At 70.4% G+C, this 18,754-nt stretch carries 18 protein-coding genes; 9 read left to right on the top strand and 9 right to left on the bottom strand.

The features are described from left to right. Positions 1-33 precede the first annotated feature (33 nt). Positions 34-204, bottom strand: coding sequence for a DUF397 domain-containing protein (locus tag ACQP2O_RS26765; protein ID WP_433190619.1), 171 nt, complete (start codon positions 202-204; stop codon positions 34-36). Continuing rightward, a complete protein-coding gene (locus tag ACQP2O_RS26770) occupies positions 201-1,055 on the bottom strand; it encodes a helix-turn-helix domain-containing protein (protein WP_433190620.1) in 855 nt (284 codons plus the stop codon). The genes ACQP2O_RS26765 and ACQP2O_RS26770 overlap by 4 nt, the downstream gene beginning before the upstream one ends. Before the next feature lie 151 nt (positions 1,056-1,206). On the opposite strand from ACQP2O_RS26770, the gene ACQP2O_RS26775 reads away from it, so the two are divergent. Next, positions 1,207-1,464: a hypothetical protein gene (locus tag ACQP2O_RS26775; protein WP_360886687.1), complete on the top strand. Its 258-nt coding sequence runs from the start codon at positions 1,207-1,209 to the stop codon at positions 1,462-1,464. Then, positions 1,461-1,868, top strand: a complete 408-nt coding sequence (locus ACQP2O_RS26780; RefSeq protein ID WP_433190621.1) for an ATP-binding protein — start codon at positions 1,461-1,463, stop codon at positions 1,866-1,868. The genes ACQP2O_RS26775 and ACQP2O_RS26780 overlap by 4 nt, the downstream gene beginning before the upstream one ends. Here the strand turns inward: ACQP2O_RS26780 and ACQP2O_RS26785 are convergent. Continuing rightward, positions 1,855-2,709 carry an NAD(P)H-binding protein gene (locus ACQP2O_RS26785; RefSeq protein WP_433190622.1) on the bottom strand — a complete coding sequence of 285 codons (855 nt, stop codon included), beginning with the start codon at positions 2,707-2,709 and terminating at the stop codon, positions 1,855-1,857. The two genes, ACQP2O_RS26780 and ACQP2O_RS26785, sit on opposite strands and share 14 nt — an antisense overlap. Before the next feature lie 118 nt (positions 2,710-2,827). Here ACQP2O_RS26785 and ACQP2O_RS26790 point away from each other — a divergent pair, with 118 nt between their 5' ends. Next, complete coding sequence (locus ACQP2O_RS26790) at positions 2,828-3,274, top strand: MarR family winged helix-turn-helix transcriptional regulator (protein WP_433190623.1); 447 nt, start codon at positions 2,828-2,830, stop codon at positions 3,272-3,274. A 175-nt stretch (positions 3,275-3,449) separates the two neighbouring features. Here the strand turns inward: ACQP2O_RS26790 and ACQP2O_RS26795 are convergent, their stop codons facing one another. After that, on the bottom strand, positions 3,450-5,321 hold the full coding sequence (locus ACQP2O_RS26795) for a protein kinase domain-containing protein (RefSeq protein ID WP_433190624.1): 1,872 nt from the start codon (positions 5,319-5,321) through the stop codon (positions 3,450-3,452). Between the two features lie 183 nt (positions 5,322-5,504). On the opposite strand from ACQP2O_RS26795, the gene ACQP2O_RS26800 reads away from it, so the two are divergent. Further along, the gene (locus tag ACQP2O_RS26800; RefSeq protein ID WP_433190625.1) at positions 5,505-6,440 is read left to right on the top strand and encodes an ornithine cyclodeaminase family protein; all 936 of its coding nucleotides are present in this window, start codon (positions 5,505-5,507) and stop codon (positions 6,438-6,440) included. Between the two features lie 84 nt (positions 6,441-6,524). Here ACQP2O_RS26800 and ACQP2O_RS26805 read toward each other — a convergent pair whose 3' ends face one another. Together ACQP2O_RS26805 and ACQP2O_RS26810 are read right to left on the bottom strand one after the other, a co-directional pair. After that, positions 6,525-7,280 carry an SDR family NAD(P)-dependent oxidoreductase gene (locus ACQP2O_RS26805; RefSeq protein WP_433190626.1) on the bottom strand — a complete coding sequence of 252 codons (756 nt, stop codon included), beginning with the start codon at positions 7,278-7,280 and terminating at the stop codon, positions 6,525-6,527. A gap of 29 nt (positions 7,281-7,309) precedes the next feature. After that, positions 7,310-8,485 carry an MFS transporter gene (locus ACQP2O_RS26810; protein ID WP_433190627.1) on the bottom strand — a complete coding sequence of 392 codons (1,176 nt, stop codon included), beginning with the start codon at positions 8,483-8,485 and terminating at the stop codon, positions 7,310-7,312. 183 nt (positions 8,486-8,668) lie between these two features. Here ACQP2O_RS26810 and ACQP2O_RS26815 point away from each other — a divergent pair, with 183 nt between their 5' ends. After that, the gene (locus ACQP2O_RS26815; RefSeq protein WP_433190628.1) at positions 8,669-9,022 is read left to right on the top strand and encodes a winged helix-turn-helix transcriptional regulator; all 354 of its coding nucleotides are present in this window, start codon (positions 8,669-8,671) and stop codon (positions 9,020-9,022) included. 27 nt (positions 9,023-9,049) lie between these two features. Here the strand turns inward: ACQP2O_RS26815 and ACQP2O_RS26820 are convergent, their stop codons facing one another. Then, the gene (locus ACQP2O_RS26820) at positions 9,050-9,946 is read right to left on the bottom strand and encodes an AraC family transcriptional regulator (protein ID WP_433190629.1); all 897 of its coding nucleotides are present in this window, start codon (positions 9,944-9,946) and stop codon (positions 9,050-9,052) included. 293 nt (positions 9,947-10,239) lie between these two features. On the opposite strand from ACQP2O_RS26820, the gene ACQP2O_RS26825 reads away from it, so the two are divergent. The 4 genes from ACQP2O_RS26825 (at position 10,240) to ACQP2O_RS26840 (ending at position 15,193) form a co-directional block, all read left to right on the top strand. Continuing rightward, positions 10,240-11,460 (top strand): cytochrome P450 family protein, encoded by a 1,221-nt coding sequence (locus ACQP2O_RS26825; protein WP_433190630.1) that lies wholly within the window; start codon positions 10,240-10,242, stop codon positions 11,458-11,460. Between the two features lie 52 nt (positions 11,461-11,512). Then, positions 11,513-12,538, top strand: a complete 1,026-nt coding sequence (locus ACQP2O_RS26830) for a hypothetical protein (RefSeq protein WP_433190631.1) — start codon at positions 11,513-11,515, stop codon at positions 12,536-12,538. A 209-nt stretch (positions 12,539-12,747) separates the two neighbouring features. Beyond that, a complete protein-coding gene (locus tag ACQP2O_RS26835; RefSeq protein ID WP_433190632.1) occupies positions 12,748-13,941 on the top strand; it encodes a YncE family protein in 1,194 nt (397 codons plus the stop codon). 106 nt (positions 13,942-14,047) lie between these two features. Next, positions 14,048-15,193, top strand: coding sequence for a PucR family transcriptional regulator (locus tag ACQP2O_RS26840; protein WP_433190633.1), 1,146 nt, complete (start codon positions 14,048-14,050; stop codon positions 15,191-15,193). Positions 15,194-15,274: 81 nt separating this feature from the next. Here ACQP2O_RS26840 and ACQP2O_RS26845 read toward each other — a convergent pair whose 3' ends face one another. Both ACQP2O_RS26845 and ACQP2O_RS26850 read right to left on the bottom strand, forming a co-directional pair. After that, positions 15,275-16,324: a LacI family DNA-binding transcriptional regulator gene (locus ACQP2O_RS26845; RefSeq protein WP_433190634.1), complete on the bottom strand. Its 1,050-nt coding sequence runs from the start codon at positions 16,322-16,324 to the stop codon at positions 15,275-15,277. 48 nt (positions 16,325-16,372) lie between these two features. Next, positions 16,373-18,520, bottom strand: a complete 2,148-nt coding sequence (locus tag ACQP2O_RS26850; RefSeq protein ID WP_433190635.1) for a hypothetical protein — start codon at positions 18,518-18,520, stop codon at positions 16,373-16,375. Positions 18,521-18,754: the final 234 nt, after the last annotated feature.

Below are 18,754 nucleotides of genomic sequence, written 5' to 3' on the forward strand. Positions count from 1 at the left end.
CGGCTTTCCCGCTGGCCTCCTACCAGGCCGACCTCAGCCACCGTCCGAGGCCGAGGTGACAGCCATCTGAACGCAGTTGCCTTCGTTGCCGCCGCTGCGGCTGCTCTTGCGCCAGACCGCGGCGAGTTCGACGCAGTTGCCTTCATAGCCGCCGCTGTAGGGGCTCTTGCGCCAGACGGCATCGGTCAACTCAGGGATGCTCATACTCGGGACGCTAGCCGTTTGATGAGCTTCAGAGAAGCGTCTTTGTCCAGCGACGCGTTCAACAGCAGGGAGAAGATCTCCTCGTGCAGCGCGATCTCCTTTTCATCCTCGACGAATAGGCTTTTGGTGAGTTGCTCGATGACCGAAACGGTCAGGTTTCCCGGCGGCCGTAGTGACAGAAGATGGAACGGCCCTGCCAGCCACAGGTAGGCGGCGGCTGAGTTCGGCAGAACGTGGAGGGCCACATTGTCCAGCTCGGCCGCCTCGGAAAGCTTGCCGAACTGGGCGCGCATGAGCGCAGCTCCGCCGATCTCGTGGTGGAGCACTGACTCGCTGATCACTGCCACGTAGCGCGGGGGATAAGGGCGTGTCAGCACCTTCTGCCTGGCCATCCGGAATGCCACCAGCGTGCTGGTGTTGCGAACCGGCCGGGCTGGCCCGACCCTTGTGAGGGCTCGAGCGTAATCCGGAGTCTGCAGCAGGCCCGGTACCACGCACGGTTCGAAGTTGTGGATGAGTTCCGTGTCCTCCTCAAGGCCGGCCAGGTCGAGAGCGGCGGCCGAGATACGCCCCTCATACGCGCGCTCCCAACTCTTCCCCGGCTTGTGGGAGGCCAGGTGGAGAAGGGACTCCCATAAGGGGCCGTCCGGCACGCCGTAGAAGTCGAGGAGGTCGGCCAGCTCCTGGCGGTCGACGGAGTGCAGGCCGTTCTCCAGTGTGCTGAGCCAGCCCGTGGACCGGCCGTACCGGCGGCCGGCCGTCTCGATGGTCATGCCGCGGTCCTCGCGGGCCTGGCGCAACGCCGAGCCGATCCGGCGCAGGCGGGCGGACGGGATGTTCCGGGAGGGCATCCGCCCACGATGTCACTTTCCGTGTCTTCGTGTGTACGGAATGACAATGGTTGAAGGTTCATTCGGAGAAGATTCGACCCAGGTCAGCGGGTGTTGCGGCCTGCCGCGGCAGGTCAGGAAGGTGGCTCCGACGAAGCGAAGGGAGCCGTCGGTGCAGATGTCCAAGACGCGGTACGCGCTGCTCGTGCGGTTGGCGTGGGAACTGCGGGCGACGCCGGTGACGTCGTTGCTCGTCGTGCCCGGTCACGGCGAGGCGGTGCTGTGGGTGCTGGGCCGGGGTGGCCGCAAGGAGGCTGTGCTGGCCGTGCCGCGTCCGGACCGGTGGCGGTTGCTGTGGCGCGGTGTCGAGCTGGACGCCGCGTCGGTGCCGGAGGCGGCCCGGCGGATCGCGGCGGCGGTCGCGGCGTGACCGAGGAGGCCGTCGTCCTCGGCGAGATCACGCTGCCGGGCGTGCGCGGTTCGGTCGCGCACGCCCGGGCCTTCCTGCGGGAGTTGTTGCCGTACGACGATCCGGTCCTCGACGACCTGGTCACCGTGGGCAGTGAGACGGTCTGCAACGCCGTCACCCACACCGCCTCCGGGCAGGCGGGCGGGCGGGTGACGGTCGTACTGCTGGCGCGCGGCGGCGCGTACCGGCTGGAGGTCACCGACGACGGCGCCGTCGGGGCCCGCCCGCGTCTCAAGGCGGAGAACGGGGGTGAGAGCGGGCGGGGGATGCGGATCGTCGACGCGCTGGCGGACTGCTGGGGCTACCGGGAGGACGGCGCCCGTACGGTGGTGTGGGCCGAGTTCCCCGCCGCTACCGGGCGGTGAAGGCGGCGGTGTTGCGGGCGCACCAGTCGGCGAAGGTGCCGGGCGCGCGCCCGAGCAGCCGCCGTACGGTGTCGGTGCGGAATCCGGTGGTGTCGGCGCGCATGAGCGTGAACCCTTCGATGATGGCCTCGGCGAGTGCGGGAGGCGCTCCGTGGGGGAACCGCGCGCGTACGACCTCCTGCGGCGTGGCCACCTCGCGGACCTCGAGGGGGCGGCCGATCGCCTCCGCCAGGATCCGGGCCTGCTCGGTGACGGTGAAGGTCTCCTCCCCGGTGAGGACGTACTCCTGGCCCTGGTGGCCGTCTTCGGTGAGGGCGAGGGCCGCGACCGCCGCGATGTCGGCCGGATCGATCGGCGCGAAGCGGCCGGGGCCGGCCGGGTCGAGGATGAAGCCCTCCTCGTGGATGGTGGGCAGCCAGTCGAAGGCGTTGGTCATGAAGCCCCCGGGCCGCAGGATGGTGGCGGGGATGCCGGAGGCGCGGATCGCCTCCTCTCGTTCGTGGTGCCAGCGGCCCATGGCCGGCATCGGATCGCCGAGGACGTTGAAGGATGACAGGTGGACGATGCGGCTCACTCCGGCCGCCCGGGCGGCGGCGATGGCGCGGGCGGTCTGCTCGGTTCCGATGCCGGGCGTGAGCAGGAACAGCCGGTCGACCCCGGCAAAGGCGGGCGTCAGGGTCGCCGGGTCGTCCAGGTCCGCGACGACGCGCTCGGCACGGGCGGGCAGCGCGGCGGCGCGGGCGGGGTCGCGGACGAGGATGCGGACCTCGGCGTCTTGGGCGGCGAGTTGCCGGACGAGCTCTCGGCCGACGTTTCCGGTGGCGCCGGTGACCAGTATCATCGGGATTCCCTAAGGTCGTTTGCCGTCTAACGATTACGCCGCAAGACGTTAGCCGGGAAATGATTAGCCGTCAATCGATCTGTTCGCGGGTCCGCTCCGCGATGCCCCTGGAGGCCCGATGCCCGAGTTCCTGGACCTGCACGGCAGGACGAACAAGGTGGTCCGGGCCGCGGCCGACGCCGCCCTGCGACGCCATGGCCTGCACCTCGGCCAGGACCATCTGCTCGCGGTGCTGTGGGAGCGCGACGGCAGCACCCCCGGTGAGGTCGCCGCCGCGCTCAACGTCACGACCCCCACGGTCGTCAAGATGGCCACCCGCATGGCCACGGCCGGGCTGCTCACCCGGCGCCGGGACGACCGGGACAGCCGCCTCGTACGGCTCTGGCTCACCGAGGCGGGACACGCGCTGCGCGAGCCGATCGAGGCCGAACGCCGGCTCCTGGAAGAGAAGATCACCGCGGACCTCACCGAGACCGAGCGCCGTCACCTGATGAGCGCCCTGGCCAAGATCCACCGGTCGGCGAACGACCTGCTGGAAGGCGCGCCCACCGACACCGCCGGCTGACATGGGGCGTTGACGAGCATCGGAACTGGCGCCTACAACTTCCTCCTGCCGGACCTGGCCCCTGGCAGTGCCGCTTTGCAGCACATCATCGACCACAACGCGTCCGATCCGGCCCAGCGAGGATGAGGAGGTCTCCGCCCACCCGCCCTACGTCCCCGGTTCCGTCGTCACCGGGTCAGACCGGGAGCTGTTTGATGACTTCTTGGGCCATGGTGATTGCTTCCGCCTTGGTCTTGGCATAGGTGAAGTTGGTGCCGTGCAGGGCATCGGAGCCGCGAACCGAGGACGGATAGTCCGCTCCACTCCATTCGATGTCGATGACCACGTTGCGGACCATGACCACGACCTCGGCCCCCGCTATGTAGTACCTTTTCCGGCGCCGCTCGCCCGGGCCCATGTCGACGTAGTCGGTGGTGCGTGCGGCCAGGGCCTTGTCGCCGAGGCCGGACACGGTCTCCTTGCCGCTGTGGAACTTGCGATTCTCGAGGAACTTCTCGTCGGCGGAGAACTGGCTGCCGGCGTCGGCGACGGCAGCGTCCCCGGAGCCGCTGCCGGTGTCGATATCCAGCCTGAGGTAGCGGCCGGTCGAGGTGTTGATGTCCTCCCACTGGCAGTGCTGATGGCCGGCCACGGAGTCCTTGTCCTTCATCGTGATCGAGCGTGCCTCGGACGGCACCCCCGCACCGATCTTGCTGCACATCCCGGACAGATCCGAGACGGTCCTGACCGTCGAGGCGGGGGTCGGCGAGGCTGCCCTGGTCGGTGGCGTGGCGTGGTGCCGGTGGTCGTCGTTGGTGGAGAACACCATGCCGAGCAATGCGATCAACGCGACGACCACGATCGCCACCGGCCCGCCGACCCAGACGAGGACCAGGCCCGACCGGCCCTTGCGGCGGCCCTGCGAGGGCTGTCCCGGCATCTGGCCGGCGGCGCCCTGCCACGGAGACTCAGGTGCGATGGCCGCCCCCATCGGCGCTGCCGGATACCCGCCCGAGTAGGGGAACCCGGGCGGTTGGGTCACCGGCCCCATCGGCGGGATGAGCGTCGGGGGGGTGTAGCCGGACGTGGCGTACTGGGTCGAAACACCGGGCATCGGAATGCCTGCCCCCGGCCCGTACTCCGGTACCGTTCCCAGCGGCCCGCTCTCAGCGGCCTGCGGCGTGCCCTGTGGCAGCGGGGAGACGAACGTCTGCGCTGGCAGCTTGGACGCCCACTGGGCCTCGACCATCTGGCTGACCGCGGTCTCCGGGTCGGTCTCGCCGATGAGGCCGACGAGCAACTGCTCGGCGCCGGGCCGCCGCGCCGGGTCCGCCTCCAGCGCGGCTGTGACCAGTGGGCGCAGGTCGTCGGGTATGCCCGTCAGGTCGTGCTCGCCCTGGTGGGCCCGGACGGCGCGCACCATCAGGGTGCCGTCCCCGTACGGGTGGCGGCCGGTGGCGGCGTAGGCGATGAGAGTGCCCCAGGCGAACACGTCCCCGGCCGTACTGACCTGGTTCTCGAAGACCTGCTCGGGCGGGATCCAGCCGGGGCTGCCGACGATGAAACCGGTCTGGGTGTGCTTGGCGTCGCCGTCGAGGGCCCGGGCGATACCGAAGTCGATGACCCGGGGCCCGCTGGCCGAGAGGATCACATTGGCCGGCTTCAGGTCCCGGTGGACCAGCTTGGCCATGTGGATGGCGGCCAGCGCGGTGGCGATCCCGACGGCCAGCGCGTGCAGCGGCTCGGCGGGCAGCGCACCGTGCTCGGCGATGTAGTCCGACAGTGACGGGCCCTCGATGAACTCGGTGACCAGGTACGGTCGGCCGTCTGACTCGCCGTAGGTCAGCACCTTCGCCGTACAGAACGAGGCCACCCGCTGCGCGTTGGCGATCTCGCTGGCGAACCGGGCCCGGAACCCGGGGTCGATCGCCAGCTCACGGCGGATGACCTTGACCGCGACCGGGCGGCGCAGGCGCAGATCGACACCCCGCCACACCTCACCCATACCGCCCTGGCCCAGAGGCGCCTCCAGCCGATACCGCCCGGCCAGCTCCAGACCACTACGCATCAACTCCTCCCGGCTTGGAAGGCGTGCGCTAGATAGACATATGTGTTCACTTGACCAGCATAGGCACCCGGCGGCATTTCCCAGTCCTTCAGATCCCCTGAGGAGCATCACCAAAGGCTCGGTCTTTCGGCCGAGCAGAACTCAGACCCGTGACCGATGCGCCATCGACCGCCGTTCGCCACTGTGGAACCCACCTGGCGAAAGGTCCTTTTAGTGGCACCGCTGTTGTTCGATGACGATGACGTCCGCGCTCGGCTCGACGCCGTGACAGCGGTCAACGCGATGCGCGCTGCGCTGGTGGCCCACCACGTCGGCGCGCTTCAGGCGCCGGCGCGGGTACGCGCCGACCTGGGGGACACCCGCCTCGTTTTCACCGCGGGTGCGGCGCAAGACCAGGGTGTGTTCGGTTTCCGTGCCTATGACACCGCCGTCGGCGCCGAACAACTGGTCGCCGTCTGGGACTCCATGACCGGTGAGCTGCGGGCACTGGTCCATGGCGACGAACTCGGAATCCGCCGCACCGGAGCGATCGGCGCGGTCGCCATCGACACCGCGGCCAGACCCGGACCGTTGCGTGTGGGCCTGATCGGATCGGGCCGGCAGGCGTGGGCGCAGCTATGGGCGCTGTGCGCCGTACGGCCGGTGGAACAGGCGGTCGTCGCCGCCCGCCGGAAAGAGCACGCCGATACCTTCACCGAACGCTCCGACCGAGAGTTGGGGGTACCGGCACGCGCGGCCGCCACAACCGAAGAAGCAGTCCGCGAGCAGGACGTCGTGATCGTCGCCACCGACAGTGCGACGCCGGTTCTGGACGTCGGCTGGATATCCGAGGGAACCCATGTCACGACGCTCGGCCCCAAAACGATCTCTCGCCACGAGGTGCCGTCCGCTCTGGCCGACCGCGCCGACATCATCCTCACCGACTCCCGCGCCCAAGCCGCCGGATACGGCGAACCGCATGTCCTTCCTTCCGACCAGATGGTCGAACTCGGCGCCGTGCTGGCCGGGGCTGCGGTAGGCCGGTCCGATGCCGACCAGATCACCGTCTTCTGTTCCGTCGGACTGGCCGGCACCGAGGTCGCCGCCGCGGCCGCTCTGCTGCGGGCGACCGACCGGTGAACGATCTCAAATCGAACCACCGCCCAGCGATCCCGCAGCCACGCGTCGGACGATTACGAGACTTCACCATTTTCACCTGCGGGATCAGGCCAGGTAGCCGCCGTCGATGGTGAGGACGGCACCGGTGACGAAGGACGCGCCCGGACCGGCCAGGAACGCGATCCCCGCGGCGATCTCCTCCGGCCGCCCGAAACGCCCCATCGCGTTGGCCGCCCGCTGCACGTCCGCGAACGGCCCGTCGGCCGGGTTCATGTCGGTGGCGACGGAACCGGACTGGACGACGTTGACGGTGATGCCCCGAGGGCCCAGGTCACGGGCCGCCGCCTTGCTGTAGCCGACGATCGCGGCCTTGGTCGCGGCGTAGTCGGCGACCCCCGCGAATCCGGCACGGCCGGCGAGGTGCGACCCGACGGTGACGATGCGCCCGTCGTCCCCGATGACCTGGGCGGCGGCCCGGATCCCCGCGATGACGCCGCCCACGTTGACGGCGAACTGCCGGTCGAAGGCGGCGGCATCGCGATCGGGCTCATCGACTCGGCCGGTGACGTACGCCGCGGCGTTGTTCACCAGGACGTCGAGGCGTCCGAAGTCGGCCGCCACCGACCGTACGAGGTCGCCGACCTGGCGGGGATCGGCCTGGTCGGCCCGGTACGCGGCGGCGCGGACCCCGGAGCGTTCCAGGTCGGCCACCACCGACCCGGCCTTCTCCCTGGAGGCGACGTAGCCGATCGCCACCGCCGCACCGTCGGCCGCCAGCGCCCGTGCGGTCGCGGCGCCGATCCCGCGCGAACCGCCGGTCACGAGGGCGACCTTGCCTTCCAGAGGGCTGCGTGAGGTCATGACGAACTCCTGATCAGAGGTCGGTGGAATCAGGCGGGGACGTGGTCGGCCGGGGCGGCGGCCGCGCGGCGGTCCCGGCGCAGCAGGAGCGCCGCGATACCCAGGCCGGCCACGGTGAGGAGCGCGCCGACGAGGGGGATCGCCCGCAGGCCCGGCCCGCCGTCGATGATCCGCCCGCCCAGCCAGCCGGCGAACGCGGCGGCGAGCTGGAAGCCGGAGGCGTTGACCGCGACCGCGAGCGTGGGCGCCGTACCGGCCGCGGTCACCACGCGCGTCTGCATCCCGGGGATGATGGCGAAGGCCAGCGCCCCGATGAGGAACGTCAGGACCACGGCGGGCGCCTTGAGGCCGCCGACCAGCCAGAACGCGGCCAGGACGCCCGCGAGCACGGCGAGCAGCCCGGCCAGCGCCGGCATCAGCGCCCGGTCCGCCAGGCGGCCTCCGGCGAAGTTCCCGACGACCGCGCCGGCGCCGTAGCCGAGGAGCAGGACCGGGACCATGTCCGCGGCGAACCCGCCGACGTCGGTGAGCAGGGGCGTGATGTAGGTGAAGACCGTCACGACGCCGACGTTGCCCACCGCGGTCAGCGCGATGGCGAGCTGAAGGTCGCGGTTCGCGAACACCCGGAGCTCACCGCGGGCCGACCCGGTCGTGGCCGGGGGCTGGGCCGGGACGAACCGCAGCACGAGCAGCAGGGCGACCGCGCTGAACGCCGCGACCGCGAGGAAGGTCGCCCGCCAGCCGAGGTGCTGGCCGATGAACGTGCCGATCGGCGTGCCGAGGATGATTCCCAGGTTCATCCCCAGGGCCACCTTCGCGACGCTGGACGCCTGCCTGCCGGCGGGGGCCATGGAGATGACCGTGGCGATGGCGACCGCGAAGAACGTGGCGACGACCAGGCCCGCGACGAACCGCGACAGCAGAAGGACGACGTGGTTCGGCGCCGCCGCCGAACCCAGGTTCCCGAGCACCGAGACCGCGATGAGGCCGGCGATGAGCGGTTTGCGGGCGGCCCGCGCCGTGAGCACGGTGACGACCGGACCGCCGACGATCATGCCTGCGGCGTAGGCGGTGACCAGCAGGCCGGCCGCCGGGATGGACACCGACAGGTCGGCGGCCACGTCGGGCAGGATCCCAGCGATCACGAACTCGCCGGTCGTGAGCCCGAAGACCACGAGCATGAGGGAGAACACGGAGACAGGCATGGCAGAACTCGTTCTGTCGGCATGAGGTGATCAGTGACAAGGCGGCGGGCGGGGGAGTGCGCCGCACGCGACGGCCGCCCGCACCGCGGTCAGGCGCGCGTCCGTCACGTGACGATCATCGATGCGATGGTTACGATGCCGCAAGTACCTACCTTTTAGTCAGGTACTTACCTGGAGGTGTGCATGTCAGGGCGCAGGTGCCAGACGTTCGTCGGCGGGCTGGACGCCGCCATCGACGTGGTCGGCGGCAAGTGGAAGGTGCTCATCCTGTGGACGCTGAGCAGCGGCCCGAAGCGGTTCGGTGAGCTCAAGCGCTCGCTGGACGGGGTGAGCGAGAAGATGCTGATCCAGCACCTGCGCGAGCTCGAACGCGACGAGGTGGTGAACCGCGAGGTGCACAACGTGGTCCCGCCGAAGGTCGAGTACTCCCTCACCGCCATCGGCACGACCCTCATCGACGCCCTGCGTCCGCTCGGCGACTGGGGCTGCGAGCACAAGACGCGTCTGGAGGACATCAGGAACACGATTCCGGCCTGATCCCCCGGACGCTGTCGATCAGGCGACTCAGAGCGGGGGTGAAGGGTTCGGCGTACCTTCGGGGTCGGAGGTTTCGGCGAGTCTGCGGCGGCGGAATTCGCGTGGGCTCTCGCCGTAGCGGCCTTTGAACGCCGAGGAGAACCAGGTGGGAGTGAGGCCGGCGCGGGCGGCGATGTCACCGATGCTGAGGTCGGCACAGACGGGGTCCTGGAGTAGGTCCCGGGCGGCTCGCAGCGTTTCCTCGTTGCGTAGATCGCGGTAGGTCGTACCGGCTTGATGGAGAGCGTTGCGCAGGTGGCGCGGCGACCAGCCGAGCGCGCGTGCGACGGTGGTGAGCGGCAGTTTGCCGGCGCCGAGTTGCTGCCGCACGTACCGCCGGACGACCTGGGTGACCTCGGTGAGTTGGGTTTCCGGTGGCCGCGTGTCCTTGAGCGCGGCCATGCAGAGCAGTTCGGCTATCCGATCGCATATCGCGTGGAACTCATGGTCGGACAGGTTGCCCTGTTCGGCATGGGCGCTGCGTACCAGGGCGCTGAGGATGCGGCCAAGACCGGTGTTCAGGTCGAGGACGAGGCGCAGCGGTGCGGGCGCCCCGATGTTGTTGTCGATTTCGGCGCGCGGTGCCTGGAGCGCGTACGCCTGCGACTCCGGGACCGAGAGCAGGCAGGCTTCGTCCATGCCCACCGCCGAGGCGTACCCCGGTGGCGTCCGCGTCTCGTGCTGCCCGTGCGTGACGGTGTACACGCCCTGTTGCGGCAGGACGATCCAGTAGTACTCGTCGGCGGGGACCTTCCGCACGTGCGAGGGCGTGCGGATGCCGATCCGGTCTCCGCTCTGGATCCAGCGCAGCAGCCGGTAGGTGCTGCTCTCCTGGACGGTGAGGTCCGCACGCCATTTTCCCGGGTTCCGGAACCGGTGGTCCATCGGGAGGATGCTGTCCGAGAGATCGCGCCAGGTCTCGGTGTCGTCCGCGGTCCAGGAGTGATACCTCAATGGGCCTGCCTTCAGTGTGAACCCGCCCCTCAGAGGTATGCCCCGTCCACGACGAATGTCAACTCTTGTCCGCCGGCCCAACGGACCTTTGTTTTCGTGACATCCGACTTCTGGTTCGGGGCAGGATCGGCCGGCGGATCTGTCCGGGCGGGCAGCGCCCGGCGATACTCGGGCTCGGCTGCACCCGGAGAGCCGCCAGCGGGTGTGACACGAAGGGAAATCCGATGACGACGAGCCTTCCCCCGTTCCCTGCCATGGACGAGAGTCCACTCGACACCTGCATCCGGCTCCGCGAGATCGCGCCCGTGGTCGAGGTGGAATTCCCCGGTGGCGTGCCGGCCTACCTCGCGCTGACCCACAACGCCGCGCGCGAGATCCTCGCCGGTGACAACAGGACGTTCGTCCGTGATCCCAAGCACTGGCCCGCCCTGCACGACGGATCGATCCCGGAGGACTGGCCGCTGCGTGCCATCGTCCAGGGCGACCATCTGTCCACCAAGGACGGTGACGACCACCGGCGGTTGCGGGGCCTGGTCGGCAAGGCGTTCACCCCCGGCCGGGTGGAGGCGATGCGGTCACGGATCCAGGAGATCGTTGACGGGCTGCTGGACGGAGTGGTGGCCGCCGGCGACGGCGTCGACCTGGTCCCCACCTTCACCGAGGCGCTGCCGATGGCGGTGATATGCGAGCTGTTCGGCGTGCCGGAGCCGGAGCGGGCCCGGCTCCGGAAGTGGACGGCCGCCCTGCTGGCGCACACCACCCCGCCGGAGGAGGCGTTCGCGACCCAGAAGGCGCTCATGGCGTACCTGTACGAACTGGCGGAGCGCAAGCGGCAGGAACCCGGCGACGACCTCACCTCCGGCCTGGTCCAGGCTCGCGACCAGGACGACAAGCTCACCACCGACGAACTGGTCGCCGTGCTGTGGCTGATGCTGGTCGCCGGCCATGAGACCACGGTCCACCTGCTGGGACACGCCATCGTGGCGCTGTCGGCGCATCCGGACCAGCTGGCACTGGCCAAGGCCGAGTACCGCTGGGCCGACGTGGTCGCGGAAACGCTGCGGTACCGCCACTCGGTGATGATGACCAGCTTCCGCTTCACGCTCACCGACGTGACCATCGCGGGCGTGACCATCCCCAAGGGCAACGCGGTCGGCGTCGTGTACCAGGCGAGCGGCATCGATCCGGAGCGGTACGGCGAGACCGCGGACCAGTTCGACATCACCCGCGAGCGGACCGACGGCATCGGCTTCGGCCACGGCCCGCGGTACTGCATCGGCGCCCCGCTGGCCCGCCTGGAGAGCAGGCTCGCGCTCGCCTCGCTGTACCGGCGGCTGCCTGATCTCAGCCTCGCGATCGACCCGGACGACATCCCCTACTCGCCGTCGTTCTTCACCATCGGCCCGCTGTCACTCCCCATCAGGCTCGGCAACGACCGGCCCTGAGCCGTCGGCCTGGCGGCCGCCGTCCACCACATCGCCCCAGGAAGAACCTGAAATGACAACGGTGAAGCCAGGTGTGCACCTGTGCGGCAGTGTGCTGCTCGCCGACGCCGAGACCGTGTTCCGCGCGATCGCGACCGCGCTCGACGGCCGCGTGCGGCGGATCCCGGACGGCGAGCGGGACGACTGCGTCGTCTGGCAGTTGCCGAAGCTGGTGGCGAACCCGGATCTGCAGCTGTCGCCGCCGCCCAGCCCGGAGTACGGGCCGAGCCTGCGGGTCCGTCCGAAGCCCGGCGTCGACCCGGCATCGGTGACCTTTCCACTGCTCGGGTATGCGGCGGCCGCCTTCGACTCGTGGCGGGTGTTCTCGCGCCTGCGCGCGGACGGCGTCATCGCACCGGACGTGCGGTTCCAGGTCAGCCTGCCGACACCGATGGCCGTGATCGCCGCGTTCGTCGGCACGCACCATGCGGAACTGGAGGCGGCGTACGAGGCCCGGCTGCTCGCCGAGCTGGACGAGATCCTGGCCGTGATCCCGCCCGCGGATCTGGCCGTCCAGTGGGACACCGCGGTCGAGTTCGCCGTCTTCGACGGGGTCTTCCCGGCCTGGTTCGGCACCGACTACCCGTCCCGGCTGGCCGAGACCGTGACCCGGCTGGTACGGCTCGGCGCCGCGGTGCCGAGCGACGTCGAGCTGGGCTACCACCTGTGCTACGGCGACTTCGAGCACAAGCACTTCGTCGAGCCCGCGGACACCTCCAGGCTCGCCGCCGTCGCCGGCCAGGTCGCCGCCGGCCTCGGACGGCGCCTGGACTGGGTGCACATGCCGGTACCGCGAGACCGTACCGACTACGCGTACTTCGCGCCGCTGGCCGACCTGTCGCTGCCGGCGGAGACCGCCCTGTTCCTCGGGCTGGTGCACGCGACGGACGGTCTCGACGGCGCCCGCGCGAGGATCGACGCGGCACGCACAACGGTGAAGACGTTCGGCATCGCCACCGAATGCGGCATGGGCCGGCGCCAGGCCGAACAGATCCCCGGCCTGCTCGACCTGCACGCGGCAGTGGCCGACCTGCTCTGACGGCTGGATTCGCGCCGAGTTCCACCACCCCGCGCCCGGCGTACCGGACGTCACGGCTTCGGTCTGAGAGGCCGGCACGGCCGGGCCGGTTGTCGATGGGCGACATCGGAGTCTCGTGACGTTGGCTCCGGTGCTCTGTGCGGCCGCCCGCACCGTACTCAGACTGGACGCGGTGTCGTACCGATGACGGCGGTTCGTGAGGAGACGAGATGTCCGGCAGGAGACTCAGGGCCCTGGTGATCTGCGCGGCGACGGCCGCGGTGCTGTCCGTTCCGGTGGGCCCGGCGGGCGCCGCCGGACTGCGGGACGTGTTGTTGGTCGGCAACAGCCAGACCGGCAGCGTCAGCTTCATCGACGGGCGCACGTACCAGAATCTCGGGTCGTTCGACGTCATCGGCGACCTGCAGCAGCGGCTCGACGAGATGGACCCGATCCAGCGGGCCGGGTACGAGACGGTCAAGCAGATCGAGGGCGGCGACCGGTTCGTCGACGACGTGCAACTGTCTCCGGACGGCAGGACGCTGTACGTCTCGCGCGGCAACCTCGACGACGCGGCGGCCTACGACCTGGTCGCGAAGCGGCAGCTGTGGCACACCCGGCTGGACGGCTTCCACGCCGACCACGCGGCGCTGTCCCCGGACGGCACGAGGTACGTGATCTCGGCGACGACCGCGCAGGTCGCCGAGGTGCTGGACACCGCGACCGGAGCGGTGGTCGGGAAGTTCGCCACCGGCACGTACCCGCACCAGAACGACTACACCGCCGACGGCAAGTACATCTACAACTCCAGCATCGGGGTGACGTCGCTGCCGCAGGCGCTCGAGGGGCTCAAGGGCACCTTCCAGCTGACGAAGGTCGACGCCGCCACCCTCAAGGTCGTCAAGACCTGGAGCTTCCCGCATGGGATCCGGCCGAACCTCATCGCGCCGGACGGCAACACCTTCTACGCCCAGCAGTCCTACCTCAACGGCTTCATCAAGTACGACCTGGCCCAGTCGAAGATCGTCGCGACGGTCACCATGCCGTACAGCGACCACGGCAAGTCGCTCAAGCCGGACGACTACCCGCAGAACTCCGCGCACCACGGCCTGGCGCTGTCCGGGGACGGCTCGAAACTGTGCGACGTCGGCACGATCGACGACTACACCGCGATCGTGAACACCGCGGACCTGTCCACCAAGGGCACCGTCACCTACCCGACGAACAGCCTGCCCTACTGGGGGACCAGCAGCGTCGACGGCAAGCGCTGCTTCGTGTCCCTGAGCAAGGCGAACGCCGTGTCGGTCGTCGACTACGCGACGGCGACGGAGGTCGCCCGCGTCCCCGTCGGGGTCTTCCCCCAGCGGGAGCGGATCGGCCAGGCCGCCCCGGAGGCCATCGCGGCCCTGACCCCGGCGGGCTGATCCGGTCCACACTGGGCGTCACGGGAAGACCTCCCGCGACGCCCAGTGCCAGGGCCGGTCTCGACGTCCCCGGCGGGACTTCGACACCGGCCCTTAGGAGACGAACATGACGGAACGCGCCGTCCTCCGCCGTCTCATGGAGAAGATGCGCGCCGACCCGGGAACCCTCGAAGCCGTCGTCGAGGCCGCCCGCACCGAATCCCCGCCGGTCGCGGCGCTGCCCGTGCAGGAGGTCCGGCGGCACATCGCGGCGCTGCTGGCGGTGGTGTCGGCGGCGTTCATCGACGAGTCGGGGCTGAACGAGGACGACGCCCGGGTCGCCGACCGGCTCGCCACCGACCGGGCGCTGCAGGGGATTCCCCTCGCCGCGCTGCTGGACGGGTTCCAGGCGGCGCGGTCGTACATCCTGAAACGGCTGCTGAACGAGGCCCGTTCGGCGGGGGTGTCCCTCGACGGGCTGATCGAGGAGCTCATGGAGCTCGACGCGTACGCGAACGGGCTGCAGAACCGCCTCATCCACGCGTTCCGGGAGACGGAGCTGAGCCTGGCGCACTCCGCGCACGCCGCCCGCGTGCAGGCGCTGCGGGACCTGCTCGCCGGCGGGCCGGTGTCGGGCGCCGCCGACGCCGGGCTGGACGTACGGCGCCGCTACCACTGCCTGGTCACCGACATCGGCGACCCCCGGGAGGCCCGGCGGGTGGAGGCCGCGCTGGGCCTGCCGGACGGCGTGTCGGGGCTGGTCGACGGGCGGCTGTGCGCGGTGACGACCCGGCCGCCCGCCGAGGCCGCGATCCTGGTGGTGGCCGGTCCGGCGGTCCCACCCGGCGAGCTGGCCGAGGTGTACCGGCTGTGTCGTACCGCGCTGGCGTCGGCACGGCGGCGTGGGCTGGACGGGCTGTGGGAGCTGACGGCGCTGGCGGTCCCGATGGCCCTGGACGCTCATGCCAAGCTCGGCGAGCTTCTCGCCCGGGAGCGCCTTCCGGGACTGGAGGCCGAAGACGAGTTCCACCGGCTCCTGGCCGAGACGGCCCTGGCGTACCTGGAGCACGGCGGGCGCGTCGATCGGACCGCCGCCGCACTGCACGTCCACCCGAACACCGTCAAGCACCGGCTGCACCGCCTGGCCGCGCTGACGTCGTTCGGCGAGCCGCTGCCTCCGGCGGAGACCCTGGCCGGCGCGCTCCGCTGGCACTGGGCGCTGCGGACCTGGCTCGGCGATCGTCCGGCCCAGCGTCGCGGCGATCGCGGATGAGATCCCGGCCCAGCGTGGCGATCGCGGATCGAGATTCCGGCCCGGCGTGGCGATCCCGGACTTAGATTCCGGCCCGCGGCCTCACCGCGGCATCGGCGACCCGCAACCGCAGCTGGCGCGCCGGATCAGCGAGACCGGGAGGATCTCCGTGCCGCCCGGTCGCTCCTGACCCTGCCATGCCCGATCGAGGCTCGCGATGGCCGACCGCGCCATGCGCTCGGCCGGCACGCCGATCGTCGTCATCGACGGATTGGTGAACTCGGCCTCCGGTACGCCGTCGAAGCCCACCAGCGCGATGTCGCCGGGCACGCGCAGGCCGGCTTCGGCGATGGCGTGCAGAGCGCCGACGGCGAGTTCGTCCGTGACGGCGAAGACCGCGGTCGGCCTGTCCTCATGCTCGAGGAGTCTCCGCATGCCCGCGTGGCCGCCGGCCCGGGTGAGGGCGCCACGGGACTCGATCCGCCGGTCGTCCGGGACACCGTGTTCGGCCAGCGCCCGCTGCCATCCGGCGACCCGCCCGCCTACCGGCCCGGCGTCGTCGGGGCCGGCGAGCACGGCGACGCTCTCATGACCGTGGTCGAGCAGGTGCGTGGTCGCCAGCTGCCCGCCACCGTCGTTGTCCGCCAGGACCGCGGCCGAGGGGGTGCCCGGCGGCGCGTGGTGGACGTACACGGCCGGGACCGGTGCCGAGGCGAGGGCGTCGACGGCGCGCGGGCTGTGCCGGGTGCTCACGACCACCAGCCCCTCCGCCCGGGAATCGAGGAAGGCGTGCACGTACGCCTCTTCGCGGTCGGGGTCGAAGCGGGCGTTGCCCACGACGACGAGCCGCCCCGCGTCGAAGGCGGCGGCCTCGATCGCCTGGCCCAGCGACGCGAAGAACGGGTTGGCGGTATCCGGTAGGAGGACGCCGATCACCCCGCTGCGCTTCGCCCGGAGCGCCCGCGCCACTCGATCGGGGCGATAGCCGAGCTCCGCGATCGCCTGCAGGACGCGTTCGCGCGTCGACGCGGCCACCGGGCGCGGGCCGTTGTTGATGACGTAACTCACCACCGCCGTCGACGTCTGCGCGCGGCGGGCGACGTCCGCCAGCGTGACACCCAACGTTCCCCCTGACTTTCGGCGCTCAGGCATCCGATCTCCCAGCGTCGCATCCCGGGCAGGCGTCCGCCAGCCTGACCCTCATCCGACGGCGTGGGCGTTGAGCATGTCCCGCACCCGCGTGACCTCCCACGGGGCGTCCTCCACGGGCCAGCTCGCACTCAGCTCCTCAAGCATGGCGCGATGATCCTCGATGACCTCTTCCCACATCAGCCCCCATGCCGCAGCGGCTTGAACCGCTACCTCGGGGCAGCGTGTCGCCCGGACGAGCGCGTCCACGGCGTTGGTCCCAGGGGACTCGTCCAGCAGTTCCAGTGCCCTGACGCGGTCATTCAACGGCACGGTCTCGTCGCAGGCGACATTCCCAAGCGCTTCGACGAGCCGTAGGTCAGCCTCCTCCGCATCCTTGAACACCGCCTCCACCGCATCGAGAGCCCGCCGGCGCACGTGATCGCCGGCAGCGGCCTCCACGACCTCGGCCAGCAGGGACGACTCTTCCGCTGCCACGACGTCCAGCGCCGACAGTGCGGTGAAGTGCTTGGCCTCGGGCCCGTACGTGCGGCTGAGCGCGGCCGGTGAGGGAGGCTGCCGCAGCGCCTCCCGGATGCGGTCCAGGACGAGTGCCCTTTCTGGTTCACGTGCTTCCTCGCCGCCCCGCTTCACGGCGCCGTCGGGACTCCACCAGTGGTCGAGGGCGATGCCCACGGCCGCCTGGTCGTCGCTTTCGAGCAGCGTGCGAAGCGCCTGGTGATACGACTCGTCCACCGTGGGGGCCCGCAGCCTCTTGTGGGCGCGATACAGGTCCGGGTCCGCCAGCCGGTGTCCTTCCCAGTGGACGCTGTGCGGCTTGCCGAAGATCAGCTCAATGGGGTTCTGGCCCCAGGGGTACTGAGGAGGCTGGTCGTCCCAGCTCTCGGCGACCTCCTCCAGGACGGCGCGGTGCCGATCCAGGCCTCCGGTCCTGACCAGGAAATAGGACGCGTGGGCCTGCACCTTCGGCTCACCCTCGCGGAGCGCTCGGAGGAGAATGTCGTCCGCGTCCGCGCCGAGGCTGTCGGCCAGGACGCGGATCGCCGTCTCCTTCGTGATGTAGAAGCCGACGGACGGGTCGAAGATCAGGTCGCCCAGGGCGGCGATGAGCCTCTCGTTCTTCGCCTCGGCCTCGTCGAGCACGCCGTAGGCCATCCAGATGGCCTCCTTCCGCACCGCGTCCGAGTCCGTACGCGTGAAAACGTCCAGCAGGAGGTCGGCGTCGCCGGGCTCAGCGTGCCGCGCACCGATCACGTTCAGGGCGCTCACCTCGGCCGGAGACATCGGCCGCCGGAGCACGTCACGAGCGCGGGCCAGCACCTCGGGCAGGTAGGCCTCGGCACGTTCCGCGTCCTCCAGGACACGACGCAGCCCGTCCGAGGATTCGTAATGGTCGAGCGCGATCCCCACGGCGACCGGGTCCTCGCTGCGGAGCAGGGTGGCGAATACTCGCAGGCATTCCTCGTCGCTGAGCGGGAATCTCAGCTCGTCATGGGCCTTCCGGAGTACCGGATCGTCCAGCTCGGTGTCTTTCCAGTAGGTGCTGTGGAAGCCCTCGACGGCTTCACGAATGTGCTCGGCCTCCCAACCCGCGTCCTCCGGCCAGGACTCCGCGAGCCGCATGACCCGGTCGCGGTGGACGCGGAGCCGCAGGGGCGTCGCCAGATATCCCGCCGCGTACACCTGGAGTTCCCGTTCGGGCGACTCACTGATGCGAACGATGAGGTCCTCGACCTCCGGGAGATCGAGATCGTCCAGGGCGCGCATGGCGTCCCTGCGATCCCGCACATCGAGGCCCTCGTCCAGCACCATGGCCGTGATCAGAGCCAGCAGCCGCCGGTTCGGCGTCTCGCCCTCCGCGAGGGCGGTGCCGGCCGCGAGAAGCGCGTTCTCCCGCACCTCGTCGTCCGGAGCGCCTACGAGGACGTCGGCGATCAGGTCCGAGTCCTCCTCCTCGGCGAGATGCCACATCACGGTGAGAGCACTCGCGTGGCTGTGGCCGGACGGAGGTTGCCCGAGGAGGTCTCGGGCAGCGAAGCGCACCTCGTTGGCCAGCGGCCAGTAGGGGTTGTCCACACCCCACCGGGTGTCCGCCTGCGCCGACTGGTAATCGTCCAGAGCCCCGCGTACGACGTCGATGTCGTCGCTCTCCAGCCGGGCGCTGAACTCGCCGAGGCGGGACTTCACGTCGTCGCTCACGAGACCTCCTTCGTGATCATCACTTCAGGCTGGCAGAGATGCCCGGGCCGCGCCTCCGCATTTTCCGATCGCCCCACCCTGACACCACATGCCGGAGCCTCCTCGCCCTGGACCTGCGAGAACCCCGCGAACGGCGGTTCCGATCCGATTCATCCCGAGCCCCGGCTGGTCCGCCCACGCTGCCCTCTTCCGTTTCCGCTCCTCGCTCCTCTACCGTATCTAATCGATTAGACA

The sequence above is a fragment of the Actinoallomurus sp. CA-150999 genome (assembly GCF_050942425.1).
In the GTDB taxonomy this organism is placed as follows: Bacteria; Actinomycetota; Actinomycetes; order Streptosporangiales; family Streptosporangiaceae; genus Actinoallomurus.